This is a genomic window from Erythrobacter sp., assembly GCF_030066995.1.
Classification (GTDB): domain Bacteria; phylum Pseudomonadota; class Alphaproteobacteria; order Sphingomonadales; family Sphingomonadaceae; genus Erythrobacter.
Map to the genome: position 1 here is coordinate 35619 of NZ_JASJAP010000005.1, position 19056 is coordinate 54674.

Consider the following 19056-nt stretch of genomic DNA (forward strand, 5'->3'; position numbering starts at 1 on the left):
CTGGTCAGCTCCCTCGGTAATAGCGGTGCGGGACAAAGGGCATGGGTGATACGGTCGCGGGCAGCCTTTTGGTGCGCACGGCGATTTCGAGGCTCGTGCCTTGGGCGGCGTGCGCCGCGTCGATGAAGGCCATGGCAATCGGGTGGCCGAGCGTGGGCGAAAAGCCGCCGCTGGTGACAACGCCGACCTTTGCATCGCCCGCGAACACTTCGGCGCCTTCGCGCGCGGGCATGCGACCTTCGAGCGTCAGACCAACGCGGATCTGGTCCGGGCCGTTCTCCAGAGCGGTCATCACCGCGCCGTGGCCCATATAGCCGCCCGTCTCGCGCCGCTTCTTTGAGAGCGCAAAGGTCAGATCGGCGCTGACCGGGTTGATGTCGGTGGTAAGATCATGGCCATAGAGCGGCAGGCCCGCTTCGAGACGCAGGCTGTCGCGCGCGCCCAGCCCGGCGGGGCGCACGCGCTCATCCGCGACCAGCGCCTCGGCGAGCGCTTCGACCCGGCTTTCGTGGACGGCGATTTCGAAGCCATCCTCCCCGGTGTAGCCTGCACGGCTGACCCAAAGATGCGCGCCTTCCCACTCGAACAGCCCGGCGGTCATGAAGGTGAGTGCGCCCGTGCCAGGGATCAGCTCTTCCAGCACCGCGCCCGCCTTTGGCCCTTGCAAAGCAAGGAGGGCAAAATCGTCGAAATGCGTGAGCGTAATCTCGTCGGGCAGGTGTTCGCGCAAGTGCGCGATATCGTCCCGCTTGCACGCGCCGTTGACCACCAGCGCGAGATGCGGGCCGGTGTTGGTCACCATCAGATCGTCGATAACCCCGCCTGCCTCCGTCAGCAGCAGCGAATAGCGCATCTTGCCGGGCTTCAAGGAGGTGATGAGGCCGGGGAGCAATTTTTCGAGCGCGCGCGCGGCGCTGCCCGGATCGTCCGCCGCATCCTTCAGCGCAAGCTGGCCCATATGGCTGACATCGAACAGGCTGGCGCTCTGCCTCGTCCATTTGTGCTCCGCAACTATCCCGCCCCCTTCTCCGGTGTACTGGATCGGCATTTCATAGCCCGCAAACGGGACCATGCGCGCAGCCCGCGCGCGGTGCCAGGCATCGAGCGGAAGCGTGTCGAGCGGCCGATCGTCCCGTGCTTCATCGGATGTGTCTGTGGCGCTCAAAGTCCTGGTCCCCGTAAGCAGCTTTAACGCCCGGGTTGGTGCCCCGTTCCAGGCGTTTTCCTGCCCCCTCTGTCGGGAAACCTGAGAGCTTCAGCGAGTGTGGCACCAAACGTATATTGGCCGCCTCATCCGCCTCCCCTTCGGTGGTTTTGGACGCACGCATCCAAAACGCTTTCCAGAGCGCCTGAAGCCTTGTCGCGGTCCTTCTGCCTGAGAGTTTCCGGGGCGGTTGCTCCTTCGGCGCCTCGGCCCAAAAGGACCGTGATCTCTCCCGCGAAAGACACCGGAATCGCTTCCGGCAGGCCGCATCTATGTTGCGTATGCGAAGGGGTGCGTCAATTGCCCAAAAGGGGAATTCGGGCGATTACGATATTTTCCTGCGGCTAGTCGCCGGATTCGCCGGTTTCCTGGCGCGCGGCGAGGATTTTCCGGGCCCGCTTCATCAAGTCCTTTTCGCCCTGCGAGAACCCGCCTGTGTCTTCGCCTCCGACAGGCGGCGGAGCTTGGGTTTGGAAGTAGACATAACCAGTTTCGCTATCACTGCCCCACCACAGCCCCGATTGCAGACCATAAGCCTCGCCTGAGTGACCAAAGAAGATCATGCCAGTGCCAAAGAGTTTGTCAGAGCAATCCCAATTGGGGTTGTCGATCATTTGCAAGCCGAATCCATAAGCGCAGAAAAATTCCTGATTGTCGGTTTGGCCGGTTACTGCTGAGGCGATCAGCCTGTCTATGCTCTTGCGCTGGAGGAAATCACCAGCCTTAAGCTGCATCACTCTCTGCCCGATCTTCGCCAGATCCACCATCCCAATCCGCACTCCGCCCTGAGGTGAGAAGACCGAGGCGTTGGTGCCGGGGACATAATCCTCCAGCGTGCACTCCACCCCCTCAGCCACCGGGATCGAGCAGGCGGGCGGCAGATCGCCGGGGTAGTCGCGCGCAGGCTCATCGGTGTGGCGGTAGAGCGCCACGGCGCGCACCACCATGTCATCCGAACACCCGACCCAGTTGACGCAGGCCTCAACGCCCAGCGGGCCGAACACAGTGCGTTCCAGCAGCGCGTCATACCGCTCACCCGTCGCCGCTTCGAGCGCGGTCGCCACCACCGGCGAGCCCAGATTGGCGTATTCGAACGGCGCTTCGCCCGGAGGCGCTTGCGGATACCACGCGTCGGGGTCGGCGAGCTTTTCTTCGAGGCTCGCACCCAGCGGGATGATATAGCCCGCCTTGTCGCGCAGCCCCGCGCGGTGCGAGAGAAGCTGCGCCAGCGTAACCGGCGTCTCCGGGAAATTGGGCGAGCGCACCGTGAAGCCCAGATAATCCGACACATCGGCGTCGAGATCGATTTTGCCCTCGTCCACCAGCCGCAGGGTCGCGAGCGCCATGATCAGCTTGGAGATCGAGGCGATGCGCACCGGATCGTTGAAAGCGACCGGCTCGCGGCTGTCGAAATTGCGCACCCCTTCGGCGATCAGCGGGGTGACGCTTTCGCGGTCAAAGGCGACCACCACGGCGGCGGGCGGAGGCTTCTGGGTGTCATCGGCGGCGGAAGCGGTAATGGGAAGCGCGAGAGCCAGTGCGGCAAGAAGCGTGCGGATCATGGCCCGCACCCTTGCCGCATACCCGCGCAAAATCAATCGAGATTGGGCCTCAGCCAGCGTTCCGCCGTCGCCATATCGACCGCGCGCCGGGCCGCGTAATCCTCCAGCTGATCGCGGCCAATGCGCGCGACGCCGAAATATTCGCTTTCCGGATGGCCGAAATAGAAGCCGCTGACCGCCGCGGTGGGATACATCGCAAAGCTTTCGGTCAGGGTCAGGCCGACATTCTTCTCCGCCTCCAGCAGTTCGAACAGGATCGGTTTGAGCGAGTGATCCGGGCACGCCGGATAGCCGGGCGCGGGGCGGATGCCGCGATATTCCTCCTTGATCAGCGCTGCGTTGGTGAGCTGTTCACCGGGCGCGTAGCCCCACAGCGTCGTACGCGTGTGCTGGTGCAGACGCTCGGCGAAGGCCTCGGCAAAGCGGTCGGCGAGCGCCTTCAAGAGGATATCGGAGTAATCGTCCTTGTCGGCCTGGAAACGCGCGATATGCGGGTCGATCCCGTGAATGCCCACGGCAAAGCCGCCGATCCAGTCACCCGCCGGATCGATGAAATCGGCAAGGCACATATTGGCCCGGTCGCGCGATTTCTTGATCTGCTGGCGCAGGAAGGGCAGGCGGATGTTCTCCTCGCGCCGCACGCGGTGGATGATCACATCGTCGGGGCACTGGTGATCGCGCGCGCAGGGCCAGAAACCCGCGACGCCTTTTGCGGTCAGCCATTTCTCGCCGATGATCTTGTCCAGCATCGCGTCCGCGTCCGCCTTCAGTGCGCGAGCGCTTTCGCCGACAACCTCGTCATCAAGGATGCGTGGGAACGTACCGTGCAGTTCCCAGGCGCGAAAGAACGGCGTCCAGTCGATGTAGTCCACAAGTTCTTCGAGCGACCAGTCGTCATAGACGTGCACGCCGGGTTCCAGCGGCGGCGCGGGCTTGTCGGAGAGATAGGCGTCGTAAAAGTTCGCGCGCGCCTCATCCAGCGTCATCAACTGGCTGGGCGCCTTGCCGCTGCGCGCGTCGCGCACCTTCACATAGTCGTTTGCGACCTCCTCCACGTAATCGTCGCGCTGGGTGTCGGAGAGCAGCTTGGAGGCGACGCCCACCGCGCGGCTTGCGTCGAGCACGTGGATGACGGGGCCTTCGTATTGCGGATCGATCTTGAGCGCGGTGTGAACCTTGCTGGTGGTCGCGCCGCCGATCAGCAGCGGCATATTCATGCCTACGCGCTGCATCTCCTCGGCGACGGTCACCATCTCATCGAGCGAGGGGGTGATGAGGCCGGACAATCCGATCATGTCCGCCTTGTTGTCGTTCGCGGCCTTCAAGATGTCGGGCCAGGGGACCATGACGCCCAGATCCACGACTTCGTAGCCGTTGCACTGCAAGACCACACCGACGATATTCTTGCCGATATCGTGCACATCGCCCTTTACCGTTGCCATGATGATCGTGCCCTTTGCGCTGCGTTCGGCTTCGGGAAGGAGTTCTTTCTCGGCTTCGATGAAGGGGATGAGGTGCGCGACCGCCTTCTTCATGACGCGCGCGGATTTGACGACTTGCGGCAGGAACATCTTGCCCGATCCGAACAGGTCGCCAACGACGTTCATGCCATCCATTAGCGGGCCTTCGATCACCTCGATCGGGCGACCGCCCGCCTCAGCCGTGGTAGCCCGCATTTCCTCGGTGTCCTCGACGATATGCGCGTCGATCCCCTTAACGAGCGCATGTTCGAGCCGCTTGGTGACCTCCCACCCGCGCCATTCGGCGGCCTGCTTGTCGTCTTCCTTGGACTTGCCCTTGAAGCTTTCAGCGAGCGCGATGAGCCGTTCGGTCGCGGTTTCCTCTCCTTCAAGCCCCCGATCTTTGGGGTCGCGCATCAGGATCACGTCTTCGCACGCCTCGCGCAGCACCGGATCGATCGTGTCGTAGACGTCGAGTTGGCCTGCGTTGACGATCGCCATGTCGAGCCCGGCGGGGATGGCGTGATAGAGGAAGACCGAGTGCATGGCGCGGCGCACCGTCTCGTTCCCGCGGAAGCTGAAGGAGAGGTTGGAAAGCCCGCCGCTGGTCCTGGCGTGCGGGCATTGCTCCTTGATCTCCTTCACCGCTTCGATGAAGTCGAGCCCATAGCGGTCGTGTTCTTCGATGCCGGTGGCGACCGCGAAGATATTGGGATCAAAGATGATATCCTCGGGCGGAAAGCCGATGCCGACCAGAAGATCATAGGCGCGCTTGCAGATCTCGACCTTGCGCTCCTTGGTGTCCGCCTGTCCGACCTCGTCGAACGCCATCACCACCACGGCCGCGCCATAGGCCATGCAAAGCCTTGCGTGCTTGAGGAACTCCTCTTCGCCTTCCTTCATGCTGATCGAATTGACGATCGGCTTGCCCGAGACGCATTTGAGCCCCGCCTCGATCACGTCCCATTTCGATGAATCGATCATCACCGGCACGCGGGCAATGTCCGGCTCTGCAGCGATCAGCTTGAGGAAGGTCGTCATCGCGTGTTTCGCGTCGAGCAGGCCTTCGTCCATGTTGACGTCGATCACCTGCGCGCCGTTCTCGACCTGCTGGCGCGCGACTTCCACGGCGGTCGCATAATCGTCCGCCATGATAAGCTTCTTGAACCGGGCAGATCCGGTCACATTGGTGCGCTCACCGATATTGATGAAGGTCGAGGCGGATTGGGTGTTCATATGGTCGGTTCCAGGGTCAGATCGCGTGCGAAGACGAAATCATCGTAGAGTTTTCCGCCGACATCGAAGCGGCGCGTCCCGATGCGTTCAAAGCCGTGCTTTTCATAGAAAGCGATGGCGCGCGCATTGTCGGCTTTGACGCCCAGCAGCAGGCGGCGATGCCCCGCGGCGCCCGCCAGCGCGGCGCTGAGTAAGTCGCGCGCGAGACCGCCGCCGTGAAAGCGCGAGAGGACATAGATCTTCTTCAATTCGATATCGCCCTGTTGCGCGGCGTCGAGCTCGGGCGGGGTCAGCAGGGCGTAGCCGACCGGCGCGTCGTCCAGTTCGGCAAGCCAGGCTTTCGCGCCGTTCGCAAGCAGGCCTGCCAGAAAGTCGGGCGTGTGCTTGGTCGCGCAATGCGCCATCAGCGCCTCGCCTGCGATCTGGCCCGCAAAGGTCTCGAGAAAGGTCGCGTTGCTGATCAACGACAGACGCCCGGCGTCCCCGGCGCTTGCCGGTCGAACGACTATCGCGGTGCCGTTGGTGCTGGAAGCGTCTGGCGTGCTCACGGGGGATCAGGGTCTTGGAAAAGGACTGACTATTTGCAGGAGCAGCAGCTGGCGGGGCTGGCGATAGAGAACGGCTCCAGCCCTGCAAGACGCATCGCGGGATCAAGCGTCGGCTTCTCGCGCGGCTTCGCCTCGCGCACCGCCGCGGCGATAGCGGAAATATGCCCCGGCGTGATCCCGCAACACCCGCCCAGAATGTTGACCTGGCCTTCCTTGGCCCACAGCGCGACGAGCTCGGCCGTGGTCGCAGGCGCTTCGTCGTATTCGCCCAGCTCGTTGGGAAGCCCGGCGTTGGGATAAGCGAGCAGCAGCGTGTCGGCGATGCTCGACATGATCTGGACATGCGGGCGCAATTGCTCGGCGCCAAAGCTGCAATTGAGGCCAATGGCGGCGGGCTTGGCGTGGCGCACGGTGTGCCAGAACGCCTCGACCGTGTGGCCCGACAGATTGCGCCCCGACATATCGGTGAGCGTGAGCGAGATAAGCATCGGTACATCGTGGCCGCGCTCCGCCTCGATCTCTTTCACCGCCATGATCGCAGCCTTGCAGTTCAGAGTGTCGAACACCGTCTCGATCAGGATGAAGTCGCAGCCGCCCTCGACCAGCGCATCCGCCTGTTCCTTGTAGATCGCCTTGACTTCGTCGAAGTCGACCTCGCGAAAACCGGGGTCTTCGACATCGGGGCTCAAGGACAGCGTCTTGTTGGTCGGCCCCATCGCGCCGCACACGAAACGCGGTAGGCCGTCCTCGGCGGTGGCATCGTCGCAGGCTTCGCGGATGACCCTTGCTGCCGAGATGTTGATGTCGCGCACCAGGTCTTCCGCGCCGTAATCCGCCTGGCTGATGCGGTTGGCGTTGAAGGTGTTGGTCGCGAGCAGCGTCGCGCCGGCGTGAATATAGCTGTCGCAGATCTTGCGGATCACCCGCGGCTGGGTGAGGTTCACCAGATCGTTATTGCCCTTTTGATCCCGATTGAGCCCGGTCGCGCCCGCGTAGTCCTCAGCCGAGAGCTTCTCGGCCTGGATCGCGGTGCCATAGGGCCCATCCTTGATCAGAATGCGCGCCTTGGCCGCTTCGTTCAGGCGCTTGCGCGCGGTCGCGGCGGGTGCCGGGGACAGCGTAGCGGTGCTCATTGGGGAACGCCTTTCGTATGGGGGTCGCTATCAGGGGGGCGTTTGCACTCGAACACCTTCTCGCCGCGTTCCAGACCGTAACGCGGGCTTTCAACCGGGCCAGCGGTGAATTCTTCGATCTCAAATCCCGCATCGCGGATCCGGTCGCGCACGTCACGCCCGTAAAAGCGCACATGATCGGACTGGCCAAAGGCGATTTCGCGCTCCTTGTCGGTGACCATTTCGGGGTTCTCATAGGTTTGCGACCACCCTTCCACGATCGGGAACATAGCAAACAGCGTGCCACCGGGGCGCAGAACACGGAACAATTCGGGCAAGGCCTTGCGGTCATCAACATGTTCCAGGACGTGGAAGAACAGGATCATGTCGACCGATTGCGACGGCAGATCCAAATCCTCAACGTTGAGGTTCAAATCCACATCCGTGCGAAACAGATCCGCGGTGCGATAGCTCGCCAGGCCCACGCTCCCAAGCCAGTCCTTCACGATGCCCTCGGGTGCAAAGTGGAGCAGGTCTTTACCGGCAAAGTCGGCATCGATCAGTCGGAACAGTCGATGGCGCGGCAAGGATCCGCATTTGGGGCAGCAGCTCTTGGGCATCAGCATGACACCCGAACTGGCGAACGGCCCGACATAACCGCAATACGGACACTCCATCGCATCCGCCTTGCGCCACGCCCCGCCCGATAGCGCCATTTCCTGCACGGTCTGCGGGCTGCCCAGTTTGCTCAGCACGCTCACATAAGATCGCAATTCTCTAAGCATAATCTGTTCCTTTGCGACGGTGTCCCGCAAGATGACTTCGCCCTATCGCGTGGGCCTCATCCAGCACATGCCGGGCGTTTGCCGAGCATGTGGCAGATCGCATAGGCAAGGTCCGGGCGGTTGAGCGTGTAGAAGTGAAAATCGCGCTCGCCGCCCGCGTAGAGCCGGCGGCACAATTCCGCAGCGACCGTTGCGGCGACCAGCTGGCGCGCGGCGGGCCGTTCATCGAGGCCTTCGAACAGGCCGTCCATCCACGCCGGTATATCGGCCCCGCACGCGCCCGCAAACTTGCGCGCCTGGGCGACGTTGGTGACGGGAAGGATACCCGGCAAGACCTTCTGCTCGATCCCCGCCGCCGCCAGTCTGTCGCGGAACCGAAAGAAGGTGTCGGCGGAAAAGAAGAACTGGCTGATCGCGCGCGTGGCCCCGGCGTCAAGCTTGCGCTTGAGATGGTCGATATCGGATTGGGGGCAATCGGCGTCGGGGTGCGTTTCGGGATAGGCGGCGACCGAGATTTCGAAGTCGGCGATCTCTTTTAGCCCCGCGACCAGTTCGGCCGCGCCAGCGTAGCCATCGGGGTGCGGCGTGAAGGGCGCGCCCGGCTCTCCGGCATCGCCGCGCAGCGCGACGATATGGCGCACGCCGGCTTCCCAGTAGTGTTCGGCAACCTCGCGGAGCTCCGCCTTGCTCGCGCCCACGCAGGTCAGGTGCGCGGCGGCGGGAAGCTGCGCCTCGGCGATGATCCGCGCGACAGTGGCGTGGGTGCGCTCGCGCGTCGAGCCGCCCGCGCCATAGGTGACCGAGACGAATTGCGGCTGCAACGGCGCCAGCTCGACCACCGCCTTCCACAACTGCTCTTCCATCTTCTCGCTCTTGGGCGGGAAGAATTCGAAGCTCACATCAATGTCGCCGGGAAGGCCGGAGAACAGCGGCGTATCAAGCGCGGTGCGGTGTTCGCGCAGTTCCTCGAAGGTCGGGTTCATGACGGGGTCTTCTGGGCGGGAGTGGGGGTGGGGGTGGAGATCGCGTCGAGTTGCTCGTTCAACGTCGTCTTGCGCTGACCGATCCAGACTTTGACGATCAATTCGCCGCCTTCGAGCGCAATCGGCTCGCTGGCGGTGAAGCCCGACCGGCGCAGAAGGCTCGCCATCTGGCGATCCGAAAATCCCAGGCGAGCGTGCTGGTGGCGGCCGCGCAGCTCTTCGCGGTCGTGCGCGGCGAAATCGACAATCGCGATGCGACCTTGCGGGCGGGTGACGCGCGCGGCCTCCGCCAGAGCCTGCGCGGGATCGGACGCGAAATGCAGCACCTGATGCAGCAGAACCGTGTCAAAGCTTCCCGCGTCAAACGGCAGGTCGGCGAAATCGCCCTGCACAATCTCGATTTGCGCGGTGGGCAGATGCTGCAATTTGGCGCGCGCGACCCGCAGCATTTCAAGGTTCTTGTCCAGCGCGGTGACGCGCGCCGCCCGGCCCGCGAACAGTTCGGCAATGCGTCCCGTCCCGGTTCCGATGTCGAGCAAGGCGCCAAGCTCATGGCCGGACAGCGCCTCGACCAGGCGCGCTTCGACTTCCCCGTCCGAGCTGTGGAGCGCGCGCAATTCATCCCATTCGCCAGCGTGTCGCGCGAAATATTGCGTCGCAGCGTCTTCGCGGGCGGAGCGGATCGCGGCAAGCTTGCGCCGGTCGTCCGCGCAGCTTTGCGCAAAGGCTGGCTCTTCCGCCTCGGCAACGGCCAGCACCCGGTCGAGGGCAGCGGCAATCGGGCCAGCCTCTTCCGCAGCCCCCGTGCCGCGCAGGAAGACCCAACTGCCCTCGCGGCGGCGTTCGGCCAGACCCACATCGCACAAAATGCCGACATGGCGCGAGACGCGCGGCTGGCTTTGCCCGAGCACTTGCGCGAGTTCACCCACCGCCAGCTCCATCGTCGCCAGCAGCCGAGCCATGCGCAGCCGCGTGGGATCGGCGAGCGCCTTGAATAGGGCGTCCACCGGCACGGCCTTGGTCAGCGCGCCCGTCGCGGAACTCGTCGCGGAACTGGGCGGTGCGCTGGAAAGCGCGCTGGAGGAAGACACGGTCGTCATAGGCGCGTCATGCATATAAAGATATTTTTATATGTGTAAATGGCCTCTCAGGAGAGTCCTCGGGCGCGCTACGAAGTTGGAAGCGAGGATGGGCGCTGCGGGCTGATGTCGCTGGCGCCGCCCACCATTGAGTAGATCGCCGCGCTCGCGGGGGTATCGGCATCGGCGTTGTAGGTGTCGTGCACCGCTTCGAGAACCAGGTCGGCGGCGGACTTGCGCACCACAGCCACCACGCAGCCGCCAAAGCCCGCGCCCGTCATCCGCACCCCGCCTAAAGGCGTGTCGCCAGCCGAAAGCGCCGCGCCGATCGTCCCGACCAGTCGATCGACCTCGGGCACGGTCACTTCGTAATCCTCGCGCAGGGAGGTGTGGCTCTCGGCAAACAGCCGCGCGATCGCCGCCGTGTCGCCCTGGTTGAGCGCGACCGCCGTGGGTTCGACCCGCGCGATCTCGCTCACCACGTGGCGCGCGCGTTTGTACAGGGTCGCGTCAAGGTCCCTGCGCCCCGCCTCAAGGGCTCGCGCGCTGAGATCGCGCAAGGCGCGCACGTTGAAGTGTTTCGCGGCGGCCTCGCACTGGGCGCGGCGCTCGTTGAACGCGCTGGTGACCAGTTCGCGGCGGATACCGGTATCCGCGACCACAAGGGCCAGCTCGCTTGACACCGCAATCGGCATGCTCTGGCCCGAACGGCAATCGAGCAGCAAAGCCGCGTCGCTTGCTCCAAGCGCGGAGGCCATCTGATCCATGATCCCGCATTTTGTGCCTAGAAAGTCGTTCTCCGCCTCCTGCGCGACCAGCGCCAGCTCCGCCTTTGAAACCTGGATGCGGCTCAGATACGCGAGCGCCAGAGCCACAACGACGGCAAAGGAGGCCGAGGAGGACAGGCCGGCGCCAATCGGAACATCGCCCGTGATCGCAAGGCGGGCGGGCAGGACTTCGTGCCCGCGCTTTTGCAGGGCCACCACCACCCCGCGAAGAAGGTTCTGCCAGCTGGAATCGGACCGGGCTATCGGCTCGTACAGCGCGATCTTGTCGCGGTTCTGGCCAAAGTCGATAGCCACCGCTTCGATATAGCCCTGGCCTCCGACTTCCGGCCCCGCCTGAATGGCAACGACCGTCTCGCGGTTGATCGCGCACGGGAGAACAAAGCCCTCATTGTAATCGACATGCTCGCCGATCAGGTTGACCCGCCCCGGCGCGGCGAAGAAACGGCGCGGGCTCTCTCCCTGGGTGCCGAAAGCGAGGCGATAGCCCTGCCGGGCGCGGGCGATCAGGCGCTCGCGCCGGATCACGCGGACGCCTCGCTGGCGGCAAGGTAATGCTCAGAGCCGCTGACCGCGCGCAGCATGTCCGCCGCGCGCTCGGGGGTGAGGTCGCGCTGGGGTTCGGCGAGCATCTCATAGCCCACCATGAACTTGCGCACCGAGGCCGAGCGCAAGAGCGGCGGGTAGAAATGGGCGTGGAGCTGCGCATGATCGAGCGCCGTTTCGGCAAATGGAAACTGATGCCACCCCATCGAATAGGGAAAGCTGGTGCGGAAGAGATTGTCATAGCGCGTGGTGAGCGCTTTCAGAACGCGGGCAAGGGTGCCGCGCTGGCCATCGGAGAGCTGGGGCAATCGCGCGGCCTTGAAGCGCGGTAGCACCAAGGTCTCGAACGGCCATGCCGCCCAGAACGGGACGATCGCGACCCAGTCCGCATTGCACTCCACCACCCGATCGCCGCTTTCGACCTCACGCGCCGCGAGATCGAGCAACATGTTGGAGCCGTTCTTATCATGATAGCCGACTTGCTGGACGATTTCCTCCGTCAGTTCATCGGGCATGTGCCGCGTCGCCCAGATCTGCCCATGCGGATGCGGGTTGGAGCACCCCATCATCGCGCCCTTGTTCTCGAAAATCTGCACGCTCGCAAACCGCTCGCCCAGCTCGGCGGTTTGATCGGCCCAGACATCGATCACTTCGCGCAGCTCAGCATGCGTCAGCAGCGGCAGAGTTTTGGAATGGTCGGGCGAGAAGCAGACGACGCGGCAGACGCCTTGGGTCGTTTGGGCCTTGAACAGCGCGTCCTCACTTTGGGCGAGGTCGGGGGGATCGAGCAGCGCCGGAAAGTCGTTATCGAAGACGTAAACGCCCTCGTAGTCAGGGTTCACTTCGCCGTTCTTGCGTGTGTTGCCGGGGCACAGGTAGCACCCCTCATCGTAAGCGGGCACAGGCGGCTTGGGCACGGTCTCCTCGCCCTGCCAGGGCCGGTCGAGCCGATGCGGCGAAACCTGCACCCAGCGCCCGCTTAGCGGGTTGTAGCGGCGGTGCGGCCTTGTAAGATCGATGCTCACGCGGCGGCCTTGTCGTGGCGCTTGAAACCGACGAACTCGGCCCGATTGCCCAGCGCCAACCGGTTGACCAACAGCGCCGCCAGCACGCTTGTCACCAGCGTCACCACCATGAAGTCGATATAGTGCATCGTCACCACACCCGCCGGTTGCCAGACGAAGGTGTACACCGCGTACAAGCCCACGCCCCACACAACGCCCGCAATCGCCGCGAGCGCATCGACATTGCGGAACAGCAGCCCGGCGACGAATGCGGAGAGGATCGGCATTGATAGCAGCCCGTTCAATTGCTGGAGCAGGTTGATAATGCTGAAATCTTCCGGGTCCGCCTGCGAGGCGTCGATGAAGACGGTTACCAGCGCGATCGATGTGACCGTCAGCAGCACCGAAACCGCCGCGGCGAGCTTCCAGTGGTTCGTCACCTCGCCCACGAACTGTTCGTGAAAGTCGACCGAATAGAGCGCAACGCTCGAATTGAGCACCGCGCTGAACGTGGTGATCACCGCCGCGGCAACCATCGCGGCAAACGCGCCCGAAAGCCACGGGGGCAGCACGGTGGCGATCAGCTGGCCATAGGCGGCATCGCCCACATCGCCGAACAGCTGGTAGGCGACGATGCCGGGGACAACGACAATCGGCGGAACGATCAGAATGCGGATGAACGCGGCGGCGAGAACCCCTTTTTGCGCCTCGCGGATCGTCGGCGCGGCCATGGCGCGCTGGGTAAGGTTCTGGTTGGTCGACCAGTAGAAGATCTGGATGAAGATCATGCCGGTGAACAGCGTGTGAAACGGGATCGGGCTGTCGGGCCCGCCGATCAGGGTCAGCCGCTCCGCCGGAACGCCCGAGAGGTCGAAATCCACCGCCGCAAGCGCAAGGAACACGATCAGCAGCGCCAGGCCCAGAATGCCCACACCCGAATAGGTGTCCATCACCGCCACCGCGCGCAGCCCGCCGAAAATGGTGTAGCCTGCGGATACAACCGCCAGGATCGCGGCGAAGAACAGGATCGGCAGATTGTCCCCGAACAGGGCCTGCATGAAAGTACCGCCCGAATAGAGCACGGCGGGCAGGTAGATGAGGATATTGCCGAACAGGAACAGCGCCGAAATCAGCGTGCGGATCGAGCGCCCGCCATAGCGCTTTTCCAGCAGCTCGGTGACGGTCGTGCAATTGTTGCGGTAATAGATGGGCACGAACACGAAGGCGAGGATCAGGAGGCCGCCAAAGCCTGCGATCTCCCACCAGGCGAGCAGCGCCATCTGGTTGCCGTTCATCCCGACCAGCTGATCGGTCGAAAGGTTGGTGAGCGTGATCGCGCCGGCGACAAACACCCAATTGAGCCCGCCGCCCGCGAGAAACACGTCCTTCTTCGAGCCATCGTGCTTGGCGCGGCGGATGGTGAGCCATGTGGCCAGGCCCACCAGAGCGGTGATGCCAAGGCAGACCGCGATCTGGATCGCGTTATTCGTCGGAAGGCTGGATAGCATGGATGATGACGTCTCGTTTCAGGTGCGCGCGTTAGAGCCGATTGCCATCAGCGCGGCAAGAGTTCATGGGGCCTCTTCAACGGCGGTCTGACACAGGGCCGGTGAGGGAGAGAGCCGGTTTGAGCGAGCGGTGGGACTTTGTGCGGCTTGATGGGGAGAAGGCCACACTGGTCGTCGCGCTTGAGAAAGGCGGCGCGGCGGACCTCGTCTATCTTGGCGCGCGGCTGCCCGGACGCGAGGACCTGTCCGCGCTCGCCGCGGCGCAAGGGCGCGGGCGGCACGAAAGCCAGCCAGACGCGCCGCCCGTGCCGGGGCTCCTGCCCGAACCAAAGGCCGGGTGGATGGGTTCGCCCGCTGTGGCGCTGACTGCGATCGAAGACGGCGCGCCCATCGCGCTCGCCACCGACTTTCGCGTCACCTCGTGGGAGGCGGAGGAAACGCGCCTCGCCATCCGCAGCGCCGATCCACGGCTGGGGCTTGAGTGCGTGCAGACCTGGACACTCAGCGCCGGGGATGTGGTGCGAGCGCGGACCGCGCTGTCCAGCACGCATCAGCGGCCCTTTTGGGTGGACCGCCTCAGCGCGCTGGCGCTGCCCGTGCCACCGCGCTTCACGCATGTAACGACATTTTCGGGGCGCTGGGCGCACGAGATCCAGCAGACCCGCCGCGCGCTGGGGGCCGAGGGACTTGCGCAAGGGTCCGCGCACGGCAAGCCGGGCTTTGGCGGCAACTGGCTGATCCTCGACGGCCCAGACACGGGCGAAGCGCTCAGCGCGCATCTGGCCTGGAGCGGCGATTTCGACACCCGTATCGAATGCGACCGGCCGGGCAACAGCGATGGCCGCGCGATCCTGCAAATGGCCCCGCGCCTGACGCCGGGCGAGATCGCGCTTGCCCCCGGCGACACATACGAAACGCCTGAGGCGGTGTTCACCATCGCGCCCGACCGCAAGGTTCTCGCCCACAACTGGCACCGCCATGTCCGGGCCGAGCGCCTTGCGACTGGCTCCCCCGGCGCCCCGCGCAAGGTGCACGTCAATTCATGGGACGCGCTCGGCGTCAATCTCTCCGAGCCTGCGCTGATCGCGCTCGCCGAGGCGGCGGCCGAAGTCGGCGCGGAGCGGTTCGTCCTCGACGATGGCTGGTTTGCCGGGCGGCGCAGCACGGCCACAAGCCTTGGCGACTGGTTTGTGTCGCGCGATGTGTTCCCGAACGGGCTCACCCCGCTGATCGACCAGGTTCACGCGCTGGGTATGGATTTCGGCCTGTGGGTCGAGCCCGAAATGGTCTCGCCCGAAAGCGACCTTTACCGCGCGCATCCCGACTGGTGCCTGCACAGCGAGAGCGATGAGCGCCCCACCATGCGCGGCCAGCTCGTGCTGGACCTCGCCCGCCCCGAGGTTCGCGAGGCGGTTTTTGCCCAGCTCGATGCGCTGCTGAACGAGCACGCGATCGCCTATCTCAAATGGGATCACAACCGCGACCTCTTCCCCGTCGGCCATCGCCACGCGCAGACCATGGGGTCCTACGCGCTGATCGACCGCGTTCGCGCCGCGCATCCCGAGGTCGATATCGAAGGGTGCGCCGAGGGCGGCGGGCGGATCGATTACGCGCTGCTGGAGCGCTGCCACCGTGTCTGGCCCTCGGACAATAACGACGCGGCAGAGCGCGTGCGCATCATGCAGGCCTGGTCGCAATTCCTGCCGCTGGAGGTTCTGGGCAATCACGTTGGCCCCTCGCCCAACCCGATCACCGGGCGCACGCTCGACATGGATTTTCGCGCCAAGGTTGCGCTGTTCGGGCACATGGGGATCGAGGCCGATCCGCGCGCGATGAGCGAGGCGGAGCGCAAAACGCTCGCGGCGCATATCGCGCTCTACAAAGATTGGCGCGCCCTGCTGCATTCGGGCGATCTGTGGCGGCTCGACCACCCCGATCCGCATATCTTCGCGCAGATGGTCGTGGGCGGGCCCCGCGCGCTCGCCATCGCCGCGCAGACGCAGTTCTCGCCCCAATTCGACGCCGCGCCGCTGCGCCTCGCCGGGCTTGATCCGAGCGCATCGTATCGCGTCACGCTGCCTGCCCCATGGCCCGCAAGGGCCTCGCTCTACCTTGACCAGCCGGAGCGCTGGCGCGAGGGCCTTACGCTTTCGGGCGAGGCGCTTATGAGGCAGGGGCTTGCCTTGCCGCTCACGCACCCCGAAACCACGTGGCTGATCGCGCTGGAGAGATGTGAGCCATGAAGCTCGGCACGTGCTATTTCCCCGAACACTGGCCGCAGGAGATGTGGGCCGAAGACGTGCGGCGCATGCGCGAAATGGGTCTGAGCCTTGTGCGCATCGGCGAGTTTGCGTGGAGCCGGATCGAACCGGAGCCGGGCCGGTTCGAATGGGAGTGGCTGGATCGCGCGATCGACACGCTCGCCGCCGAAGGCCTCCGGATCATCCTATGCACGCCGACGGCCACGCCGCCCAAATGGCTGGTCGACCGGATGCCCGACATGCTTGCGGTGGACGCCGAGGGCCGCCCGCGCCGTTTTGGCTCGCGCCGCCATTACTGTTTCTCGCACCAGGGCTACCGCGCGCAAAGCCGCCGGATCATCACCGCGCTCGCTAAGCGTTACGGCCGACACGACGCCATCGTCGCCTGGCAGACCGATAACGAATATGGTTGCCACGACACCGTGCTCAGCTTTTCGGACAGCGCAGCGGCGGGTTTTCGGGTCTGGTGCCTCAATCGCTACGGCACCATCGAAGCGCTGAACGAGGCGTGGGGCAATGTGTTCTGGAGCATGGAATACGCAAGCTTCGAGGCCATCGATCCTCCCAACCTGACCGTCACCGAAGCCAATCCAGCGCACTGGCTGGATTACCGCCGGTTCGCCTCGGACGAAGTGGTGCGCTTCAACCGCGAGCAGGCCGATATCTTGCGCGAACTCTCGCCCGATCGCGACATCACGCACAATTTCATGGGCTTCTTCACCGAGTTCGATCATCACGCGGTTGGCCGCGATCTCGATGTGGCGACGTGGGACAGCTATCCGCTCGGCTTTCTGGAGCAGTTCTGGTTCGATGATGCGACCAAGCGCGCCTACCTGCGCCAGGGCCATCCCGATATCGCCGCCTTCCACCACGACCTTTATCGCGGCACAACGGCGGGCGGGCGCTGGGCGGTGATGGAACAGCAGCCCGGCCCGGTGAACTGGGCGCGGTTCAACCCCGCGCCACTGCCCGGTATGGTCGCGCTGTGGACCCTTGAGGCCTACGCCCACGGCGCTGAGTTCGTGGGCTATTTCCGCTGGCGACAGGCGCCGTTTGCGCAGGAGCAGATGCACGCCGGGCTCTTGCGTCCCGACAGCTCCGAAGCCGAGGCCGCGCCCGAAGCGCGCGCCGCCGCCAAGGCGCTGGACACGCTGGGGGAGGCGGAGCCGGTCAAGGCGCAGGCGGCACTCGTCTTCTCCTACGAAGCCGCCTGGGTGTGCGGTATCCAGCCGCAGGCCAAGAGCTTTCGCTATCTGGAGCTGGTGTTCGAATGGTACAGCGCGCTCAGGCGCCAGGGGCTCGATGTCGACATCGTCTCACCGCAAGCGGATCTGTCGCGCTACGCCATGGTGCTGGTGCCCAGCTTGCCTATTTTGCCCGGCGGATTTGTCGAGCGCCTGTCCAAGCTCACCGCGCCGATTCTCATCGGGCCTCGCACCGGCAGCAAGACCGCCAGCTTCGCGATCCCCGATGAGCTTGCGCCGGGTGAGCTGCGCGCGCTTATGCCGCTCACCGTCACCCGCGTCGAAAGCCTGCGCGATGGGGTGCGCCTGGAGGCGGGAGACGGTTCGATTGCGCGCTGGCGCGAGGACGTGGAGACAAGCGAAATGGCTGAGCTTTCAGCCAGTACGGGCGGCGTTGTCTATCGCCGGGCGCGCACGCGCTACATTGCGGGCTGGCCCGATGCGCGCCTGCTCGATCAGCTTGTTGCGCGCATGGCCAGAGAAGCGGGGGTCGCGCTCACCACACTTCCCGAAGGGCTGCGCCTGCGCCGCACCGCGCGGCACCTCTTGGCCTTCAACTATTGCGATACGCCGATTAACACCGCCGGGATCGGCCCCGGCGCGCCTCTGATCGGCAAGACCGTGATCCCGCCCGCCGGATACGCCGTGTGGAGGCGTCCTTGATGGAAACGCGCAGCTACGCGATCATTGGCTGCGGCATGATGGGCCGCGAGCATATGCGCAATATGGCGCTGGTCGAGGGGGCCGATCTGGTCGCAGTGGCGGACCCGGATGCCGGTTCGCGCACGCTGGCGCAGGCCGAGGCTCGCGCGCTCGGCCTGGATGTGCGCGTGTTCGAGGACAGCGCCGCCCTGCTGGCCGAGGCGAAGCCGGACGCGGTCATCATCGCCTCGCCCAACTTCACCCATTTCGATGTGGCGGGGCCGGTGATGGAAGCGGGCTGCGCGGTGCTGATGGAAAAGCCGATGTGCACGACGCTCGCCGACGCCGAGGCGCTCGAGCGGGCGGTGCGCGCTTATGACCGGCTGTTCTGGGTCGGCCTCGAATACCGCTACATGCCGCCCGCCACGCGCTTTATCGAGCGGGTGCACGCGGGCGAGGCGGGCGCGATCAAGATGCTCGCGATCCGCGAGCACCGCTTCCCCTTCCTCACCAAGGTGGGCGACTGGAACCGTTTCAACCGCAACACCGGCGGCACCCTGGTGGAGAAATGCTGCCACTTCTTCGACCTGATGCGCCACATCCTGCGCGATGAACCCGTGCGCGTGTTCGCAAGCGGCGCGCAGGACGTGAACCATTTGGAGGAGCGCTATGACGGAGAGGCGCCCGACATCCTCGACAACGCGTTCGTCGTGGTCGATTTTGCAGGCGGCGCGCGCGCGGTGCTGGACCTGTGCATGTTTGCCGAGGGGTCCGAGGAGCAGGAGGAAATCAGCGCCGTCGGCCCGGTCGGCAAGCTCGAGGTCAAACTGCCGGGAGGGTTCGTCACCTGGTCTCCGCGCGACAAGTCCGGGCCCCATTGCGAGCATGTCGCGGTGCCTGCGAAGGCGCTCGAAGCCGGCTCGCATCACGGGGCAACCTATTATCAGCTGCGCGATTTCCACGCGGCCTTGACGAGCGGGGCCGAGCCTCGGATCACCGCGCGCGATGGCTATCGCTCGGTCGTCATGGGCGCCGCCGCGCAAGAGAGCATCGCCACCGGGATGCCGGTCGCAATCGATTTCAAGGATGAGGACTAG

At 64.8% G+C, this 19056-nt stretch carries 14 protein-coding genes and 1 riboswitch; of the genes, 3 read left to right on the plus strand and 11 right to left on the minus strand.

Annotation, left to right across the window (positions count from 1 at the left end):
• Positions 1-4: 4 nt before the first annotated feature.
• The 11 genes from gcvT to QNI87_RS11860 form a co-directional block, all read right to left on the minus strand.
• Positions 5-1165 (minus strand): glycine cleavage system aminomethyltransferase GcvT, encoded by a 1161-nt coding sequence (gene gcvT, locus QNI87_RS11810; protein WP_300596729.1) that lies wholly within the window; start codon positions 1163-1165, stop codon positions 5-7.
• Positions 1166-1353: 188 nt separating this feature from the next.
• Positions 1354-1449: riboswitch (glycine riboswitch) on the minus strand.
• A 99-nt stretch (positions 1450-1548) separates the two neighbouring features.
• A complete protein-coding gene (locus QNI87_RS11815) occupies positions 1549-2766 on the minus strand; it encodes a serine hydrolase (RefSeq protein WP_300596731.1) in 1218 nt (405 codons plus the stop codon).
• Between the two features lie 32 nt (positions 2767-2798).
• Positions 2799-5462: a methionine synthase gene (metH, locus tag QNI87_RS11820; protein ID WP_300596733.1), complete on the minus strand. Its 2664-nt coding sequence runs from the start codon at positions 5460-5462 to the stop codon at positions 2799-2801.
• Positions 5459-6010, minus strand: a complete 552-nt coding sequence (locus QNI87_RS11825; RefSeq protein WP_300596735.1) for a GNAT family N-acetyltransferase — start codon at positions 6008-6010, stop codon at positions 5459-5461. The genes metH and QNI87_RS11825 overlap by 4 nt, the downstream gene beginning before the upstream one ends.
• A gap of 29 nt (positions 6011-6039) precedes the next feature.
• Entirely contained in the window at positions 6040-7143 is a 1104-nt protein-coding gene (locus QNI87_RS11830; protein ID WP_300596737.1) for a homocysteine S-methyltransferase family protein, read from the minus strand.
• Positions 7140-7907, minus strand: a complete 768-nt coding sequence (locus QNI87_RS11835; RefSeq protein WP_300596739.1) for a class I SAM-dependent methyltransferase — start codon at positions 7905-7907, stop codon at positions 7140-7142. Before QNI87_RS11835 ends, QNI87_RS11830 begins: the two co-directional genes overlap by 4 nt.
• Before the next feature lie 56 nt (positions 7908-7963).
• Positions 7964-8890 (minus strand): methylenetetrahydrofolate reductase [NAD(P)H], encoded by a 927-nt coding sequence (gene metF / locus QNI87_RS11840; protein ID WP_300596741.1) that lies wholly within the window; start codon positions 8888-8890, stop codon positions 7964-7966.
• Positions 8887-9903: a metalloregulator ArsR/SmtB family transcription factor gene (locus QNI87_RS11845; RefSeq protein ID WP_300597510.1), complete on the minus strand. Its 1017-nt coding sequence runs from the start codon at positions 9901-9903 to the stop codon at positions 8887-8889. Before QNI87_RS11845 ends, metF begins: the two co-directional genes overlap by 4 nt.
• Positions 9904-10058: 155 nt before the next feature.
• A complete protein-coding gene (gene galK / locus QNI87_RS11850) occupies positions 10059-11282 on the minus strand; it encodes a galactokinase (protein WP_300596743.1) in 1224 nt (407 codons plus the stop codon).
• Positions 11279-12325, minus strand: coding sequence for a UDP-glucose--hexose-1-phosphate uridylyltransferase (locus tag QNI87_RS11855; RefSeq protein ID WP_300596745.1), 1047 nt, complete (start codon positions 12323-12325; stop codon positions 11279-11281). Before QNI87_RS11855 ends, galK begins: the two co-directional genes overlap by 4 nt.
• A complete protein-coding gene (locus tag QNI87_RS11860; RefSeq protein WP_300596747.1) occupies positions 12322-13812 on the minus strand; it encodes an SLC5 family protein in 1491 nt (496 codons plus the stop codon). Before QNI87_RS11860 ends, QNI87_RS11855 begins: the two co-directional genes overlap by 4 nt.
• A 119-nt stretch (positions 13813-13931) precedes the next feature.
• On the opposite strand from QNI87_RS11860, the gene QNI87_RS11865 reads away from it, so the two are divergent.
• The 3 genes from QNI87_RS11865 to QNI87_RS11875 are packed head-to-tail and all read left to right on the plus strand — an operon-like array spanning position 13932 to position 19056.
• Positions 13932-16055 (plus strand): alpha-galactosidase, encoded by a 2124-nt coding sequence (locus tag QNI87_RS11865; RefSeq protein WP_300596749.1) that lies wholly within the window; start codon positions 13932-13934, stop codon positions 16053-16055.
• Positions 16052-17980, plus strand: coding sequence for a beta-galactosidase (locus QNI87_RS11870; protein WP_300596751.1), 1929 nt, complete (start codon positions 16052-16054; stop codon positions 17978-17980). Before QNI87_RS11865 ends, QNI87_RS11870 begins: the two co-directional genes overlap by 4 nt.
• Positions 17980-19056 (plus strand): Gfo/Idh/MocA family oxidoreductase, encoded by a 1077-nt coding sequence (locus QNI87_RS11875; RefSeq protein WP_300596753.1) that lies wholly within the window; start codon positions 17980-17982, stop codon positions 19054-19056. The genes QNI87_RS11870 and QNI87_RS11875 overlap by 1 nt, the downstream gene beginning before the upstream one ends.